We start from the raw sequence: 15869 nt of genomic DNA on the forward strand, positions 1-15869 counted from the left end.
TAGCGCGATGAAACCCGCCCCTGCACTCGCTTTCAAAGAACAAATCAAAACTGGTCAGGCCGGAATCATCGCGGCATTCCAAGCCAATCATAAGGCCGAACAATTGCTGTATGATTTATGCCGCAATGTCGATCGTGTGCTTGAAATGGTATGGAAGCATTTCGAATTACCGAAAGACTGCGCCCTCATTGCCGTCGGCGGCTATGGACGCGGCGAACTGTTCCCGCAATCCGACGTCGATGTCTTGATTTTGCTGCGGCAGACGCCGAGCGCAGAACTGAAGGAAAAGCTCGAAAGCTTAGTCCAACTGTTTTGGGATATCGGCCTCGATATCGGTCATAGCATACGCACGGTCGATGAGTGTCTGGAAGAATCGGCGGCCGATATCACTGTGCAAACGAGCTTGCTCGAAGCGCGCCTGGTATGCGGCAGCCGCAAGCTGTTTTGGGATTTACAGCAGCGCTATGCTGAAGTGATGCAGCCACAAAAGTTTTTCCAAGAAAAATTACTCGAGCTGCAGCAGCGCCATGTCAAGTATGAGGATACCCCGTATAGCCTGGAGCCGAATTGCAAAGAAAGCCCTGGCGGCTTACGCGATCTGCAAGTCATTTTATGGGTCGCCAAAGCGGCTAATTTAGGTACCTCGTGGCGCGAATTGGCCGACCGCGGTCTGATCACGGATGTTGAAGCGCGCCAGCTCAAACGCAATGAGCGCGCCTTCAAGGATATTCGCATCCGCTTGCATATCCATGCCGGTCGACGCGAAGACCGTCTGGTTTTCGATGTGCAGACGCCGATCGCCGAATCCTTCGGCTTCAAAACCACCGAAGCACGGCGCGCCAGTGAATACCTGATGCAGCGTTATTATTGGGCCGCCAAAGCGGTGACCCAGTTGAACCAAATTCTGCTGCAAAATATCGAGGCGGTATTATTCCCACAGCCGTCCGTACCCCATCCGATTAATGAGCGCTTCAATAATATCAATGGCTTGATCGATATCGCTCGGGACGACACCTTTGAAGCGACCCCATCGGCCTTGCTGGAAGTGTTTTTACTGATGGCGCGCCAGAGTGAACTCAAGGGCATGACGGCACGCACCGCCCGTGCACTCTGGCATGCGCGCTTGCTGATCGATGCAGAATTTCGCCACGACATTTTCAACCGCGCCTTGTTTTTGCAAATACTGCAGTCACCGCGCGGCATCACCCATGCATTACGCCGCATGAATCAGATGAGCATCTTGGGGCGCTATTTACCGAATTTCCGCCGCATCGTCGGGCAAATGCAGCATGATTTGTTTCACGCGTACACGGTCGATCAGCATATCCTGATGGTGGTGCGTAATTTGCGCCGCTTCACCATGCCCGAACACGCTCACGAATATCCATTTTGCAGCCAACTGATGGCCAATTTCACCCAGCCTTGGGTGCTATTTACGGCTGCGCTGTTTCACGATATTGCCAAGGGTCGCGGCGGCGATCATTCGGTACTCGGGATGAGTGATGCCAAAAAATTCTGCTACGAGCACGGTCTCACGCGCGCCAATACCGAACTCATCGTATTCTTGGTACAAAACCATTTGACCATGTCACATGTGGCACAAAAACAGGATTTGTCGGACCCCGATGTGGTGCAGAATTTTGCCAATCTGGTCAAGGATGAACGTCATTTAACGGCGCTGTACTTGCTCACGGTGGCCGATATCCGCGGCACCAGTCCGAAAGTATGGAATGCTTGGAAAGGCAAGCTGCTCGAAGACTTGTATAAAATGAGCTTGCGCGTACTTGGTGGCGAAGCGCCATCGAAAGATCGCGAACTCAAAAACCGCCAAGAGGATGCGCTCAAAGCGCTGCGCTTAGCCGGCATTGCGCCTGACGCGCATGAAAAATTTTGGCAACAGCTCGACGTTGCGTACTTCCTGCGCCACGACGCTTCCGATATAGCCTGGCAAACCAGAGTGCTGCACGATAAGCTCGCCAGCACGACGCCGTTGGTGAAATGCCGACTCTCCACTATTGGCGAGGGTTTGCAGGTGACGGTGTATGTCAAGGATCAAGCCGATTTATTTGCGCGTATCTGTAATTATTTTGACAGTAAAAATTTCGGCATTCTCGACGCCAAAATTCATACGGCGAAAAATGGTTACGCGCTCGATACCTTCATGGTGACCGAGCCGAGTTTCGCGCATCAGTATAGAGACATCATCAATTTGATTGAACATGAATTGAGCTTGGTGCTGGCGCAGCAAACACCACTGTCACCACCGAACCGTGGCCGACTCTCGCGTTTGTCGCGCAGCTTCCCTATCGTGCCGACGGTCGATTTGCGACCGGATGACAAAGCACAGTTTTATTTGCTTTCGATTACGGCCAACGATAGAAACGGTTTGCTGTATGCGATCGCCGAGGTACTGACCAAATATAAAATCAATCTGCATACGGCCAAGATCATGACCTTGGGCGAGCGCGTCGAGGATGTCTTTCTCGTCGACGGCGCCGCCCTGCAAGGTGCACGCAGCCAGATTCAGTTTGAGACCGATTTGCTCGCTACACTCAGAGTGTAGCGACAGTTTTTTTATTCACCCGCAGCATTGCTGCCGTTATAAGTATCGATATCACCATGACAGAATTAGTTCGCCTCTCCAAACGCATGTCCGAGCTCGGCTTGAGCTCACGCCGCGAAGCCGATGAATGGATCGCGCGCGGCTGGGTGCGCGTTGATGGCAAGGTCATCTCCGAATTGGGCAGCAAAGTCTATCCGCATCAGCAAGTAACGGTAGAACGCCAGGCCGCCGCCGAACAATCCAAGCGTGTCACCATCCTCATCAATAAGCCGGTCGGTTTTGTCAGCGGTCAAGCCGAAGATGGCTATACGCCGGCCGTGGCCTTGGTGAAACCGGAAAACCGTTGGACTGAATGTGCGGTCGACACCGAATTTCATCCGACTCAGTTACGCAGTCTGGTGCCGGCCGGCCGACTCGATATCGACTCGGTGGGCTTACTGGTCTTGACTCAGGATGGCCGCGTTGCCAAGCACTTGATCGGTGAAAATACTGTCGTCGAGAAAGAATATCTGGTACGCGTAGCCTATTCCAAAGCCGGTCGTCTGCCGGACTCGGATTTTCGTCTACTCAACCATGGCCTCAGTCTCGATGGTAAAAAATTGCTGCCCGCAAGGGTCAGTTGGCAAAATGAAGATCAGCTCAATTTCATCCTGCGCGAAGGTAAGAAGCGTCAAATCCGCCGCATGTGTGAAATGGTGGGCTTGAAGGTGCTCGGCCTGAAACGGGTACGTATCGGTAAGGTTCGCCTCGGCAATCTGCCTGAAGGTCAGTGGCGCTATCTGCGCGAAGATGAACAGTTTTAACGCTCCGACCTTGAGGTAGTTATCTCAATGACAGCCCACGCGCGATTTTTTATTAACCAAGCGGTGACGTGCGGGAACTTATTCGCGCTGGGCTGGTCTGATCGATTCACTCTGCTTTCGTGCCCGCTAGGAGCCTGAGCGGCAGAACGAGTCGAAGCGAAAAATCGGCTGAGCGAGGACAGATTTTGGCTATTTTTTACGTCAATACCGAGCGTATTGACTAAAAAATAGACGAAATATGGACCGCTCAGGTGATTTTGCAGCCGACTCCGTTCTGCCGCTCAGGCTCCTAGGACCATCGCTTATTTGGAGCTTCCTGCTGTTTGGCATTGAAGTACAGCGGTCGCAGTAAACTTATACTCTTAGTAAGCCATGCAAAAAATCTCTACCCTCTCGCGGGCGGCATTGCTGTTTCCGCTCTCGCTCGTGTGCTTTGAATTTTCAGTCTACATCGCCAATGACATGATACAACCGGGCATGCTGACGGTGATCCGCGAATTCGCCGCTGATCCGACGTGGATCGCTTCGGCCATGACCGCCTTTCTGATCGGCGGCATGCTGCTACAGTGGTTATTCGGGCCTTTATCGGATCGCATCGGCCGTCGCCCGGTCATGCTCGGTGGTGCGCTGTTCTTTATCTGCTCATGCTTGGCTACCCTGCTGGTCAACAGCATCGAGGGATTTATCGTGCTACGGGTGGCGCAAGGCATAGGATTATGCTTCATCAGTTCGGTCGGTTATGCGGTGGTGCATGAAGCATTTGAAGAAAAAGCGGCGATTCAGGTTACCGCACTGATGTCGAATGTCGCGCTGATTGCACCGCTACTGGGGCCGGTCGCCGGGGCGCTGTTGGTTGGATTAGTTGGTTGGCGCATGATTTTTGTGATCATCGCTGCGATTGCCGCGATTGGCTTTGTCGGTTTATTGGCGACCATGCCGGAAACAGTGCGCGTCAGTGATAAAAAAATCGCGCGCATGCAGATTTGGCACGATTACCAAACCGTGTTTCGTCACTGGCCATTCGTGCGCGCTGCCCTGTGCGGTCCTCTGCTGACCATGCCCCTGATCGCTTGGATCGCTCTCTCGCCGATGATCTTCGTGGCCGACCATGGCATGTCACTGACCCAGTACGGTTATGCGCAATTCCCGATTTTCATCTGTCTGATCATCGGCAATCTGTACTTGGCGCGGCAAATCCATGCGCGTCCGCTCGGCCATTCGGTGCGTCTCGGTTGGTATCCGATTGCAGCTGGTTTGGCCGTCATGCTGGCCGGGTCTGTGCTGTTTGAGAGTCCATATTTTCTCATCCCGGCGATCAGCCTGATCGCCTTCGGCGAAGGGATTTCGAATGCCGTCATCGTGCGCTTCACGCTCACGGAGAGCACGGTATCGAAAGCAACCGTGGCCGCAGCGATGGGCATACTCAATATGTGTATCTGGAGCGTCGGAATCGAAGTGTACAAGTTAGTCTATCTGCACACCGGCTTACTGGGCTTTGCAATATTATCGTGCTTGGCCTTAGGCGTGTATGCCATCCTTGCCCGCAGCGTCATCACACGGGCGATGGCCGTGCGCAGCGTCGACAGCGGCACGACCTGCAGTGCTTAAGCGTCGCTGTTGAAGGCGGCGGTCGGCGGCAGCTCAGTCGTCGACCAGCGGATCGAGCTCGGGAAACAAGACTTCGGTAAACCCGAACTGCGTCATGTCTTCAATACGCATGGGATACAGAATGCCTTGTAAATGATCGCATTCATGCTGGACCACACGCGCGTGAAAACCATCTACCTCACGGCAGATCGCTTGTCCGAACTGATCATAGCCCTCATAGCGCAGTGCCGTCCAACGCGGCACCAAGCCGCGTAAGCCCGGCACCGACAGGCAGCCTTCCCAGCCATCTTCGCGCTGTTCCGACAGCGGCGTCAGGCTTGGATTGATGAGTATGGTTTCCGGTACCTGCGGGGCATCGGGATAGCGCGGATTGGTTTGAAAACCGAAAATCACCAATTGCAGATCGATACCGATCTGCGGCGCGGCCAAGCCGACACCACCGACGGCACGCATGGTTTCAAACATGTCGGCGATTAATGCATGCAACTGCGGCGTGTCGAATTCGACTACCGGCTGAGCCACGCGCAGCAAGCGCGCATCGCCCATTTTGAGGAGAGGATGGCGCATGCTGGGCTCCGTTTCAACGACCGTTGCGAATTGAATCGAGGTAGGCGGAAAATTCTGCCGCAGTTTCTTTATGCTTGAGTCCAAGCGCAACGCTGGCCTTGAGATAGCCTAGCTTGGAACCGCAATCATAACGCGTCGCTTCCGGACGGTAAGCATACACCGGGAAATCCTTGAGCATGGCAGCGATGCCGTCGGTGAGTTGGATTTCACCGCCCGAGCCTTTACCCAAGGTTTCGAGGTAAGAAAAAATCCGCCCCGACAAAATATACCGACCGACTACCGCTAGGGTCGACGGGGCCACGTCCGGACGCGGTTTTTCGACTATCCCTTGCACCCGCTCAAGGCGCTCCTTGTACTCGGTGCCGCTGACGATGCCGTACTGGCTGGTGAATTCGCGTGGTACGTCTTGCACGGCAATGATGCTGCCGCCTTCGCGCTCATATTGCGCGGTCATTTGTGCCATCACCGATGGCTTACCAAGATCAGCATCCATCAAATCATCGGCCAACAGCACAGCAAACGGATCGTCACCGATGACTGGACGCGCGCACAGCACCGCGTGACCGAGTCCGAGCGCGGCAGTTTGTCGTATGTAAATGCAATTGATGTTTTTCGGGATGACATTGCGCACCAAATCGAGCAAGGCTTCTTTGCCGGCCGCTTCGAGTTCGCTTTCGAGTTCATAGGCTTTGTCGAAATGGTCTTCGATGGCGCGCTTGTTGCGACCGGTAATGAACACCATTTCGGTAATGCCGGCTTCGACGGCTTCTTCCACCGCGTATTGAATCAGTGGCTTGTCGACGATGGGCAGCATTTCTTTAGGTTGCGCCTTGGTGGCAGGTAAAAAACGACTGCCAAGACCAGCAACAGGGAAAACTGCTTTGGTAATTCTTCTCATTTCAGCTCCGGGAACAAAGTTGAAGCAAATCTGCTTCTGTCAAAATAGTGATGCCTAATTCTTGTGCTTTCACCAGCTTGCTACCAGCCTCTTCGCCGGCCAGCAGATAATTAGTTTTCTTCGAGACTGAACCGGAAACCTTGCCGCCGGCAGCTGCGATCATGGCCGCAGCCTGATCACGACTGAGGGTCGGCAGGGTTCCGGTGAGCACGAAGGTGTTACCCGCCAAGTGCCCTTCTACATCACTGCTCTGAGGCAAGCTGGCCAACAAATCCTCGCACAAAAGCGCCAGTGTCGACAAGCTGTTTCGGTTCGCAGTGTCGTCTAACCACCGCAGTAAAGCGGCATTCACCTCGGCCGGTAAGCCGAAATCGGTGTATCCACCGCCGCTGAATTGCGCCAGACTGGCCAAGCTAAGGCCGCGTTCTTGCAATTGGCGACAACGCGTGAGCGTGAGTTTGGGAATCGCCAAGGCCGCCAATAATTCGGCTGGCTGCAAACAATCGCGCAGTTTCGCGCTCGGTGCGTGCTCGTCGCTTGCTTGTACATCGGCCGCCAACAAGGCATCGAGCGCCTGTTGGTTTTTTGTTTCGGCAAAAAAATCAGCAATCGATACGGCCACCGTCGCGCCGATATCGGGTAACACGCGCAGCAGGCTGACCGGGGCCCGTCGTACCAGCGCCAAACTGCCTAGCCAGTCTGCCAGCGTCTTGGCGGTCGATTCCCCGACATGGCGTATGCCGAGTGCAAACAGCAGACGATCGAGTGGCGGGCGCTTGCTGGCGGCAATCGCGGCGATTAAATTCTCAGCCCATTTGCTGGCGATTTTTCCTTGCGTGACACTTTCCGGCGTGATGCCATCGCGCTCATCGGCACGCTGTTTCATGGCCAGCAAATCACTCAGACTGAGCGTGTACAGGTCGGCGATGCCGTGTACATACTCGAGTTCGACCAAGTGATCGATGTAGCGCTCACCGAGGCCATCGATATCCATCATGCGGCGTGCCGCGAAATGGCGCAGCGCTTCTTTGCGCTGGGCCGAGCAGAATAAACCGCCGGAGCAGCGCGCAATCGCCTCGCCGGCTTCGCGCACCACATGCGAACCGCAGACCGGGCAGGTTTTCTGCATTTCAAAAGGTGGCGGGGCCGGTTGCGGACGGCGTTCCAATACCACGCCGACCACTTCAGGAATGACGTCACCGGCGCGGCGGACGATGACGGTATCGCCCACCCGCACGTCTTTGCGGCGCGCTTCGTCTTCATTGTGTAAGGTGGCATTGGTGACGGTCACGCCGCCCACAGCTACCGGTGCCAAGCGCGCCACCGGCGTCAAGGCACCGGTGCGACCGACTTGTATATCGATTCCCAACAGTATGGTCAGCGCCTCTTCGGCCGGAAATTTATGTGCCAAGGCGAAGCGCGGCGCCCGTGCGACGAAACCGAGTTCGGTTTGCGCGGCAAAGTCATTGACCTTGTAGACCACGCCATCGATTTCATAGGCTAAGGCGGCACGCCGATTTTGCATGTCGCGATAAAATTCCAACAAGGCCGAGGCACCGCGCACCACGGCATTGTCGCGGCATACCGGGATGCCGAGCTCGGCATACCAATCGAGTAAGCCACGCTGCGAAGCCGGCAGCGGCGCAGCTTCGAGCATGCCTATGCCATAGGCAAAAAAACTCAGGCTGCGCTGGGCCGTTACTTTTGAATCGAGTTGGCGCAAGCTGCCGGCCGCAGCATTGCGCGGATTGGCGAACTCTTTGGCACCGGCAGCACGTTGGCGTTCATTGAGGCGGGCAAAATCGGCCTTGAACATCAAGACTTCTCCGCGCACTTCGAGAATTGCCGGCGGATTAGCCGATTGCAAGCGTAATGGAATGCTGCGCACGGTGCGTATATTGGCCGTTACATCTTCGCCGGCAAAACCATCGCCACGCGTGGCAGCTTGAGTAAATACGCCGTCAACATAACGCAGATTGATGGCCAAGCCATCGAATTTCAAATCGATGGCGTACTCGATGTCGGCGGTACTGCCCAGGCTTTCGCGTACCCGTTTATCGAAACCGAGCACATCCTCAGCGGCAAAGCCATTATTGAGCGACAACATAGGCACGGCATGCTTGACTTGCGAAAATTCCGGCAAGGCGGCACCGCCAACGCGTTGGGTCGGCGAATCGGCCACCAGTAATTCGGGAAAAGCTATTTCGAGCTGCTGCAGTTCGGCGAACAGCTTGTCGTATTCGGCGTCGGGCAGAGTCGGATTATCGAGCACGTAGTAAGCGTGGCTATGTAAGTTGAGCTCGTCGCGCAAAGCTGCGGCGCGCAAAGCCGCAGTAGCAGCCGGCGTGGCCGCAGCAGAAAAGAAATCGTCTTGCATGGACTGGTGCGCGCGGCTCAGCTGAACAGACGCTGGGCGCGTACCGAACCGGCGGCGATCTGCGATTCCGCCATCGCCGCATAAAATTCATTGACTTGACCGGCGATTTCATCGAGCGCGGCTTTCGATATCGGCGCATTGCCATCGTCGACCACGGTACCACCGAGACGGGTGGCGAGCGAGCGAGCACAGGCTGCCATGGCACCGAAACCATCACGCGAGGGAGCGACACACGGCACATCGAGCAAGAGCGTCAAGCGAGCAGTCAGGGTTTCGCTGACACCGACATTGGTGGAGAGCGTAAACAAACTGCCGCCCTCACCGTCTGGCATCATCAACCGTCCATCCGGGCGCTGGTCGAATCCCATTTTCTCCAAGGCTGACAGCAAGGTATTCAAGGCCCAAGGCGCGCCATTGGCGGCGATATTGACGCTCAATTGCGCATCATGTTCGGCGACGAAATGGTGCAGCTCGCGCGCTTGCAAAATGACCTGCGTCATGTCGGGAATATCGGGGTGGGCATTGAGATTATCGGCAATCGCACGCAATTTCATGATGAATTCCGAATACTCGAGCTCACTCAGTGGCCCGCTGCGGCTGACCATCTGTATGCCGGCAAACAGGCTGGTGTAGGCGCTGCCAGTAGCAATGACATCGCGTTGACCATCACTGCACAGGCCGATGAAATGCACGGGCTTTTTGCCGATGTATTTCAATTCCGCGATTTCGCTGAGAATTTTTTCGCCACGGACTGGCGTTTCAAATTCCAAGGGCACCACACAATCGATCAGCTCATCGACCGGCAATTCTTTTTCCGGGCTATTGCGCGGCGTAGTGTGGCTCTCTGCTGCCGACTCGGACGGTGGCGCTACAGCCAACTCTTCACACTCCGCGACGGCAGAAGGGCCGTCATCGAGCACCGGCTCTTGGCGTTGCAAGTTGTCGGTGATTGCTGCACTTGGTTGCAGCAACACATCGTCACCGCCATCGGCAAAGGCATTGTCGACGGTTTTCTTGGCCTTATATTCTTGCCATTTATTGAAAACCACTACGGCGACCACCAAGCTGCCACCAACTGCTAATAAACTTAATTGAAAATCTGTCATGCCGCTTGAACCTCAGTAGCAAAATGAACGGCGGATTCCATATCCACCGCCACAATTCGGGAAACCCCCTGCTCTTGCATGGTGACGCCGATCAACTGCTGCGCCATCTCCATTGCAATTTTGTTATGGGAGATAAATAAAAATTGGGTATTCACCGACATCCGTTTCACCATATTGCAGAAACGTTCGGTATTTGAATCATCGAGCGGCGCATCGACCTCATCGAGCAGGCAAAACGGTGCCGGATTGAGTTGGAACATAGAAAATACCAGGGCCGTCGCGGTCAATGCTTTTTCACCACCCGACAAGAGGTGAATGGTGGCGTTTTTCTTGCCCGGCGGTTGCGCCATGACTTGTACGCCGGAATCGAGAATTTCGTCGCCGGTCATGATCAAACGCGCTTGGCCACCGCCAAATAAAATCGGAAACAATTCGGCAAAATGATGATTGACCTTGTCGAAGGTGTCTTGTAACAGTGCCCGTGTTTCGATGTCGATCTTGTGGATCGCATCTTGTAAGGTGGTGATCGCTTCGCTTAAATCGGCATGCTGTGCATCGAGGAAAGTCTTGCGTTCGCTGGCTTGTTTCAACTCATCGAGCGCCGCCATATTCACAGCACCGAGGGCGGCGATGGCATTATTGAGTCGCGTCACTTCGCCTTGCAGGTAGGATGGTCTCAAATCGGCATGCAATTTTTCTGACAGCTTGGCTTCATCGACTTCAAAATTGCGCAATTGCTCTGCAAATTGCTCCTGTGCCAGGCGTGCCGCCTGTTCCTTGAGTTGCAATTCCACGATGCGGTCGCGTTGTGGCTGCAAACTGCGCTCGGTCTGGGTTTTATTGTCTTCGTGCGTGCGCAATTGTTGCGTCAATTGATCGAGCTCATGGCGTGCATCGGCCAGCGCACGTTCTTGATCGCTGCGGCGGTCGAGCAAATCCTGTAAGCCGGCTTGGGCGGCTTGGTCATTCATGGTTTCGAGTTCGAGTTGACCTTGCTGCATGCTGGCAAATAATTGGGCCGACTGCTCGCGCGCCGTGCTGATATTTCTACGCAATTCTTCCATCTTGCTACGGTGCGACTTTTCCGCAAACGCCGCCTCTTGCGCCGCCAATTCCAAGTCGCGCAAGCGTTGCCGCGCCTGATTCAATTGCTGCTCTTTTTCCAGATAGATGGTTTGGCCGTCTTCATGCGCTTCTTGCACCTGAGCCAATTCCATGTCGAGCATTTCAAACTTTTGCTCGGATTCGGCGCGCGCCTGTTGCTGTTCGCTTTCTTGCGCGGCGATTTCGGCCAAGTCGTTGCCGATTTGGGTACTGCGCTGATTGAAGCGACTTTGCACTTCTGCTAACTTCATGGTTTCTATCTGCAAGCTATGGGTCGTTTGCGTCAGACTGGCCACGCGTTGGCGCAATTCTTGTAATTGCTGACTGGCTTGACTATAGAGAGCCTCGGCACGCACTGCGCGTGCCTTCGCTTGTTCGGCCAGCAATTGGCGCGCCCGGCATTGTTTGCCCAGGTTGTCGATTTCCTGTTGCCGCCCCAGTACGCCATCTTGTTCCGAATCGGCGGCATAAAAGCGCACACTGCTACGCGCAATCAAATGCCCTTCGCGGGTGACAAAACTGGCACCGGGCGGCAGTTTGCTACGGTCAAGAAAGGCTGAAGTGAGGTCTGCCGCGACATAAATATGTGCGAGCCAGTCTTGCAAGACACCACGCACGCCGGCGTCATTGAGCTGCAGCAGGTCAATAAATGGCTTCAAGCCAGGCTCGGCAAGCTGCTGACTGGCCTGTATTTGCGGGCTGAACACGGCCAGCTTGGCCGGTGGCGCATCATTGAAAAAGGCTTTGGCCCAGTCGAGATTCGACATTTCCAAGGCGGCGGTACGCTCACGTAACACCGCTTCCAAAGCCGTTTCCCACCCACCTTCGATATGCAATTTTTGCCAGAGCTTAGGTAAGCTGCCGAGTTCGTGCTTATCCAACCAAGGCTGGACTTTACCTTGGGTTTGTACTTTTTCTTGCAACTGCTTAAGCGCCAATAAGCGCGCCTCGAGCTGGGCCAATTCGGCCGCATCGCGCTGCACTTCTTGTTGCGCCAGCTTACGTTGCTCTTCCAAGTCAGGTAAATTATGCTGCGCTTGTTCGAGTTGCAGCGTCAGGTCTTCCATCACTTGCTGCTTTTCTTCCAGCTGGTACTGTAAATTTTCCAGATGCGAACTGTCCGGCAAAGCCAGCCCGTGTTTTTCTTGTTGCAAACGTTCTTTGCGTGCTGCCAAAGTATTGAGAATATTCGATGCATTGCGCTGATGAGCTGATTCGAGTTCAATCTGCTGTTGCATCTGCATGATGGTGGCGCGCGATTCCGTGGTGCTCACTTGCGCCTGACGCCAACTCAACTCCAGTGCCGGCAAGGTGTCATGCTGCGACAAGGCGGTCTCACTGGCTTGTTCGGCACGCATCGCCAACTCTTCAACCTCGATTTCAGCCATGTCCAAACTATCTTGCAACTGCACGCTTTGGTGCTGCCATTGATCGCGTTGCGCCGTCAACGATTGCAATTGCACTTGCAAACGACTGCGTGACTCGATGACAAATTTGATCTGTGCTTCCAGGCTACCGATTTCTGCATTGGTCTGGTACAAGTGGCCTTGCGCCTGATGCATGCGATCACCAACCGCATAATGGGCTTGGCGCATTTGATCGAGCTCAAGTTCGACGTGGCGCAAACGGGCGGTTTGCTCTTCCAAGTCGAGCTGGGTTTTTTCAATTTCGGTAAAATGCTTGTGCTGCTCCGCCGCCGCTTCGTTCTTGCGCAGCAACCAAAGCAATTTTTGCTTCTCTTCTTGATCACCCTGCAATTCGTGGAATTTATTGGCGACCACGGCTTGCGCTTGCAGCTTTTCCAGATTGGCATTAAGCTCACGCAAAATGTCATCGACCCGCACCAAATTTTCGTGGGTGTCGTGAATCCGGTTTTCGGTTTCGCGCCGCCGCTCTTTATAGCGTGATACGCCGGCCGCTTCTTCTAAAAAGATGCGCAGTTCTTCCGGGCGCGCTTCGATGATGCGCGAAATCATGCCTTGGCCGATGATGGCGTAAGCGCGCGGACCTAAGCCGGTACCGAGGAAAATATCTTGAATATCACGCCGGCGCACGGCCTGGCCATTGATGTAATAAGTCGAGGTGCCATCGCGCGTGAGCGTGCGCTTGACCGCGATTTCACCGTACTGACTCCATTGCCCAGCCGCTTTGCCCAGACTATTGTCAAAAATCAATTCGACTGAGGAACGACCAGCCGGTTTTCTATGGGTAGAACCGTTGAAGATGACGTCTTGCATCGATTCGCCGCGCAACTCCGAAGCTTTTGATTCGCCCAGCACCCAACGCACCGCGTCGATGATATTGGATTTTCCACAGCCATTTGGCCCGACTACGCCGACCAATTGTCCTGGAACTTGAAAATGAGTGGGATCAACGAAAGATTTGAAACCCGACAGCTTAATAGAAGTTAATCGCACTGTATAAAATTGAAGTATCTTTTGCAGTCAAATCCGGCTGTCTCGCAGTATTAAGGCTGCGAGCACCGGCAGGGGCTCAGGGAAGCCAGTATCCTTGCATCATATCATTTGACGGGTGAAATTTTGGTCTTTACGGTGAACAGAAGCTTCAGAAATGGTAAAAAAACACGCTTTTTACCCTGAAAAAGAAAAAGTGTGCCACCGCGATGACGGTGACACACCAAGAACTGGTAAAAAAATTAACAGGCGACGTTGACTGGTGTGATCGAACCCGTCGCCGGCATGGTGCCGCTGGCATTGCTGAGCACGCAGTTCAAGCCCGGGCTGGCAGTCGAGATACTCACGCTGTAAGGCAGGCCGGCCGCTACGGCACTCGGAAACGCGAAGCCACCATTGGCACCGACGGTGACGGTATCTTTGCCATTATTGAGCAAGGTCACGGAACTGCCGGCGCTGAGCCCGGAAATATTACCGAGCACGATGTCGGTGCTGTTGATCGTTGTTGTGCAACTGACCGTGATGCTCGTGATCGTTGCGCCACCAGTAGGAACGACGCCGACACCGCTGAGGACACTGCAAATTTGGCCAACCGGCTGAACCCCAACCGTCACACTATAGGTTTGAGCGGGCTGCAAGGTTTGCGAAAACGAAAACCCGCCGTTGCTGCTGATTACGGCCGAATTGGTCAGATTATTATATAACTTGACCGTCGTACCACTGGCTAAACCGGTCACCGTGCCACCGATCACGGTATTGGTAGAGCTGCCACCACATGCGACCAGCAACAGTGCGCCGGCGGCACAGGCAGTCAACAAGCTCAGTTTACTTTTTTTCATTGGTTTTCTCAGTTCAAATGCCACACAAGTGGCGCAGTCTAATTGATATGACAAATCGTGCCTAGCACCCACATGTAAAGCTGTGTGCGTTTTTGTATCAAGCTCAGCCGGATTTTACCTTAAGCTTGGAATAAAAGATGCATTGGGACCAATTCCTTGCACTGGCAGCAATGACTCACCCGCTACATCAGCTTATAATACGGGACTGTCAGTCGACCGCTGTGGGCGCGGTCTCGATTGGCAATCTATATTTTGATCCTATGGTAGGCGCAGAAGCTGCGTCTTGCCAATTTTTTCGCTGCGCCTGCGACGCTTACCAGACTAAAAGATGACTTTCCATCCACACCTTGCCAAATTGCAGCCCTATCCGTTTGAAAAGCTCAAGCAACTCTTCGCCGATCTTACTCCTAATCCGGCGTACAGCCCGATCAGCCTCGGGCTGGGCGAACCGAAGCACCCGACGCCGGAATTGATCAAACAAGCGCTGCGCGACCATCTCGGTGGCTTGGCCAGCTATCCCTCGACGGCCGGCTCGGAAGCTTTGCGTAGCGCGATTTCACAGTGGTTGGCGCGCCGCTACGCGATTCCGGCACTGGATCCGGCGACACAAATTTTACCCGTTAACGGCTCGCGCGAAGCCTTGTTTGCCTTGGCTCAGACCATCGTCAATACCGAACAAGCCGGCAATACTGCGCCGTTGGTGCTGTGTCCCAATCCGTTTTACCAAATTTATGAAGGTGCAGCCTACTTGGCCGGGGCTGAACCGTATTTCGCCAATGCCGATCCGCAGCGTAATTTTGCCCCTGATTACAGCAGCATTCCCGAGCATATCTGGCAGCGGGTGCAATTATTGTTCATTTGCTCACCTGGCAATCCCACCGGTGCGGTACTCAAGCTCAACGACTGGAAAGAATTGTTTGCTTTGTCCGATCGCTATGGTTTCGTGATCGCAGCCGACGAATGTTATTCGGAAATTTATTTCAAAGCCGAAGCCCCGCTCGGCAGCCTTGAAGCCGCGCGCCTGCTCGGGCGCGACGATTACCGGCGTTTGATTACCCTGTCGAGTTTGTCGAAACGCTCGAATGTGCCTGGCATGCGCTCGGGATTTGTCGCTGGCGACGCCGAAATCATCAAGAATTTCTTGCTCTATCGGACTTACCACGGCAGCGCCATGAGCCCGGTGATACAAGCCGCTTCGGTCGCAGCTTGGAATGATGAAACGCATGTGATTGAAAATCGTGAAAAATATATCCAAAAATTTGCGCAAATCACGCCGCTGCTGCAAGATGTGCTCGAAGTCAATTTGCCTGATGCCGCGTTTTATCTGTGGGCTAAGGTGGATGGATTGGGCGGCATCAGCGATACCGAGTTCGCGCGCCGCCTGTATCAGCAATATCACGTCACGGTTTTACCAGGCAGTTACTTGGCGCGCGAGGCGCATGGCATCAATCCGGGCAGCAAGCGCATCCGTATGGCACTGGTGGCCGATACCGCCGAGTGCTTGGAGGCGGCGCAGCGTATTGTTGCGTTTTGCAAAGGTTTGACAAGCGAATAAACAACTGGTGCCATTCCGGCGCCGCAGCAAGGCTT

10 protein-coding genes are annotated in these 15869 nt (G+C 54.4%); 4 read left to right on the forward strand and 6 right to left on the reverse strand.

Annotation, left to right across the window (positions count from 1 at the left end):
- Nucleotides 1-7: 7 nt before the first annotated feature.
- The 3 genes from RHM61_RS16935 (at nucleotide 8) to RHM61_RS16945 (ending at nucleotide 4974) form a co-directional block, all read left to right on the forward strand.
- Entirely contained in the window at nucleotides 8-2563 is a 2556-nt protein-coding gene (locus RHM61_RS16935) for a [protein-PII] uridylyltransferase (RefSeq protein WP_322248459.1), read from the forward strand.
- 56 nt (nucleotides 2564-2619) lie between these two features.
- Nucleotides 2620-3366 (forward strand): pseudouridine synthase, encoded by a 747-nt coding sequence (locus RHM61_RS16940; RefSeq protein WP_322248460.1) that lies wholly within the window; start codon nucleotides 2620-2622, stop codon nucleotides 3364-3366.
- Nucleotides 3367-3738: 372 nt separating this feature from the next.
- Nucleotides 3739-4974 (forward strand): MFS transporter, encoded by a 1236-nt coding sequence (locus RHM61_RS16945; RefSeq protein WP_322248461.1) that lies wholly within the window; start codon nucleotides 3739-3741, stop codon nucleotides 4972-4974.
- A 33-nt stretch (nucleotides 4975-5007) separates the two neighbouring features.
- Here RHM61_RS16945 and def read toward each other — a convergent pair whose 3' ends face one another.
- The 6 genes from def to RHM61_RS16975 form a co-directional block, all read right to left on the reverse strand.
- The gene (gene def / locus RHM61_RS16950; protein ID WP_322248462.1) at nucleotides 5008-5541 is read right to left on the reverse strand and encodes a peptide deformylase; all 534 of its coding nucleotides are present in this window, start codon (nucleotides 5539-5541) and stop codon (nucleotides 5008-5010) included.
- Between the two features lie 13 nt (nucleotides 5542-5554).
- Nucleotides 5555-6439, reverse strand: coding sequence for a UTP--glucose-1-phosphate uridylyltransferase GalU (gene galU, locus RHM61_RS16955; protein WP_322248463.1), 885 nt, complete (start codon nucleotides 6437-6439; stop codon nucleotides 5555-5557).
- A gap of 1 nt (nucleotide 6440) precedes the next feature.
- A complete protein-coding gene (ligA, locus tag RHM61_RS16960; RefSeq protein WP_322248464.1) occupies nucleotides 6441-8816 on the reverse strand; it encodes an NAD-dependent DNA ligase LigA in 2376 nt (791 codons plus the stop codon).
- A gap of 17 nt (nucleotides 8817-8833) precedes the next feature.
- On the reverse strand, nucleotides 8834-9922 hold the full coding sequence (locus RHM61_RS16965; RefSeq protein WP_322248465.1) for a cell division protein ZipA C-terminal FtsZ-binding domain-containing protein: 1089 nt from the start codon (nucleotides 9920-9922) through the stop codon (nucleotides 8834-8836).
- Nucleotides 9919-13443: a chromosome segregation protein SMC gene (gene smc / locus RHM61_RS16970; protein ID WP_322248466.1), complete on the reverse strand. Its 3525-nt coding sequence runs from the start codon at nucleotides 13441-13443 to the stop codon at nucleotides 9919-9921. Before smc ends, RHM61_RS16965 begins: the two co-directional genes overlap by 4 nt.
- A gap of 239 nt (nucleotides 13444-13682) precedes the next feature.
- Nucleotides 13683-14279 carry a hypothetical protein gene (locus RHM61_RS16975; RefSeq protein WP_322248467.1) on the reverse strand — a complete coding sequence of 199 codons (597 nt, stop codon included), beginning with the start codon at nucleotides 14277-14279 and terminating at the stop codon, nucleotides 13683-13685.
- Between the two features lie 328 nt (nucleotides 14280-14607).
- On the opposite strand from RHM61_RS16975, the gene dapC reads away from it, so the two are divergent.
- Nucleotides 14608-15834: a succinyldiaminopimelate transaminase gene (dapC, locus tag RHM61_RS16980; protein ID WP_322248468.1), complete on the forward strand. Its 1227-nt coding sequence runs from the start codon at nucleotides 14608-14610 to the stop codon at nucleotides 15832-15834.
- The last annotated feature ends 35 nt before the right edge of the window (nucleotides 15835-15869 follow it).

It is taken from the genome of Undibacterium sp. CCC3.4, assembly GCF_034347425.1.
In the GTDB taxonomy this organism is placed as follows: Bacteria; Pseudomonadota; Gammaproteobacteria; order Burkholderiales; family Burkholderiaceae_D; genus Undibacterium.

Coding starts and splice junctions, on each gene's coding strand:
- RHM61_RS16935 (WP_322248459.1), top strand. CDS start 8: ATGAAACCCGCCCCTGCACTCGCTTTCAAAGAACAAATCAAAACTGGT.
- RHM61_RS16940 (WP_322248460.1), top strand. CDS start 2,620: ATGACAGAATTAGTTCGCCTCTCCAAACGCATGTCCGAGCTCGGCTTG.
- RHM61_RS16945 (WP_322248461.1), top strand. CDS start 3,739: ATGCAAAAAATCTCTACCCTCTCGCGGGCGGCATTGCTGTTTCCGCTC.
- def (WP_322248462.1), bottom strand. CDS start 5,541: ATGCGCCATCCTCTCCTCAAAATGGGCGATGCGCGCTTGCTGCGCGTG.
- galU (WP_322248463.1), bottom strand. CDS start 6,439: ATGAGAAGAATTACCAAAGCAGTTTTCCCTGTTGCTGGTCTTGGCAGT.
- ligA (WP_322248464.1), bottom strand. CDS start 8,816: ATGCAAGACGATTTCTTTTCTGCTGCGGCCACGCCGGCTGCTACTGCG.
- RHM61_RS16965 (WP_322248465.1), bottom strand. CDS start 9,922: ATGACAGATTTTCAATTAAGTTTATTAGCAGTTGGTGGCAGCTTGGTG.
- RHM61_RS16975 (WP_322248467.1), bottom strand. CDS start 14,279: ATGAAAAAAAGTAAACTGAGCTTGTTGACTGCCTGTGCCGCCGGCGCA.
- dapC (WP_322248468.1), top strand. CDS start 14,608: ATGACTTTCCATCCACACCTTGCCAAATTGCAGCCCTATCCGTTTGAA.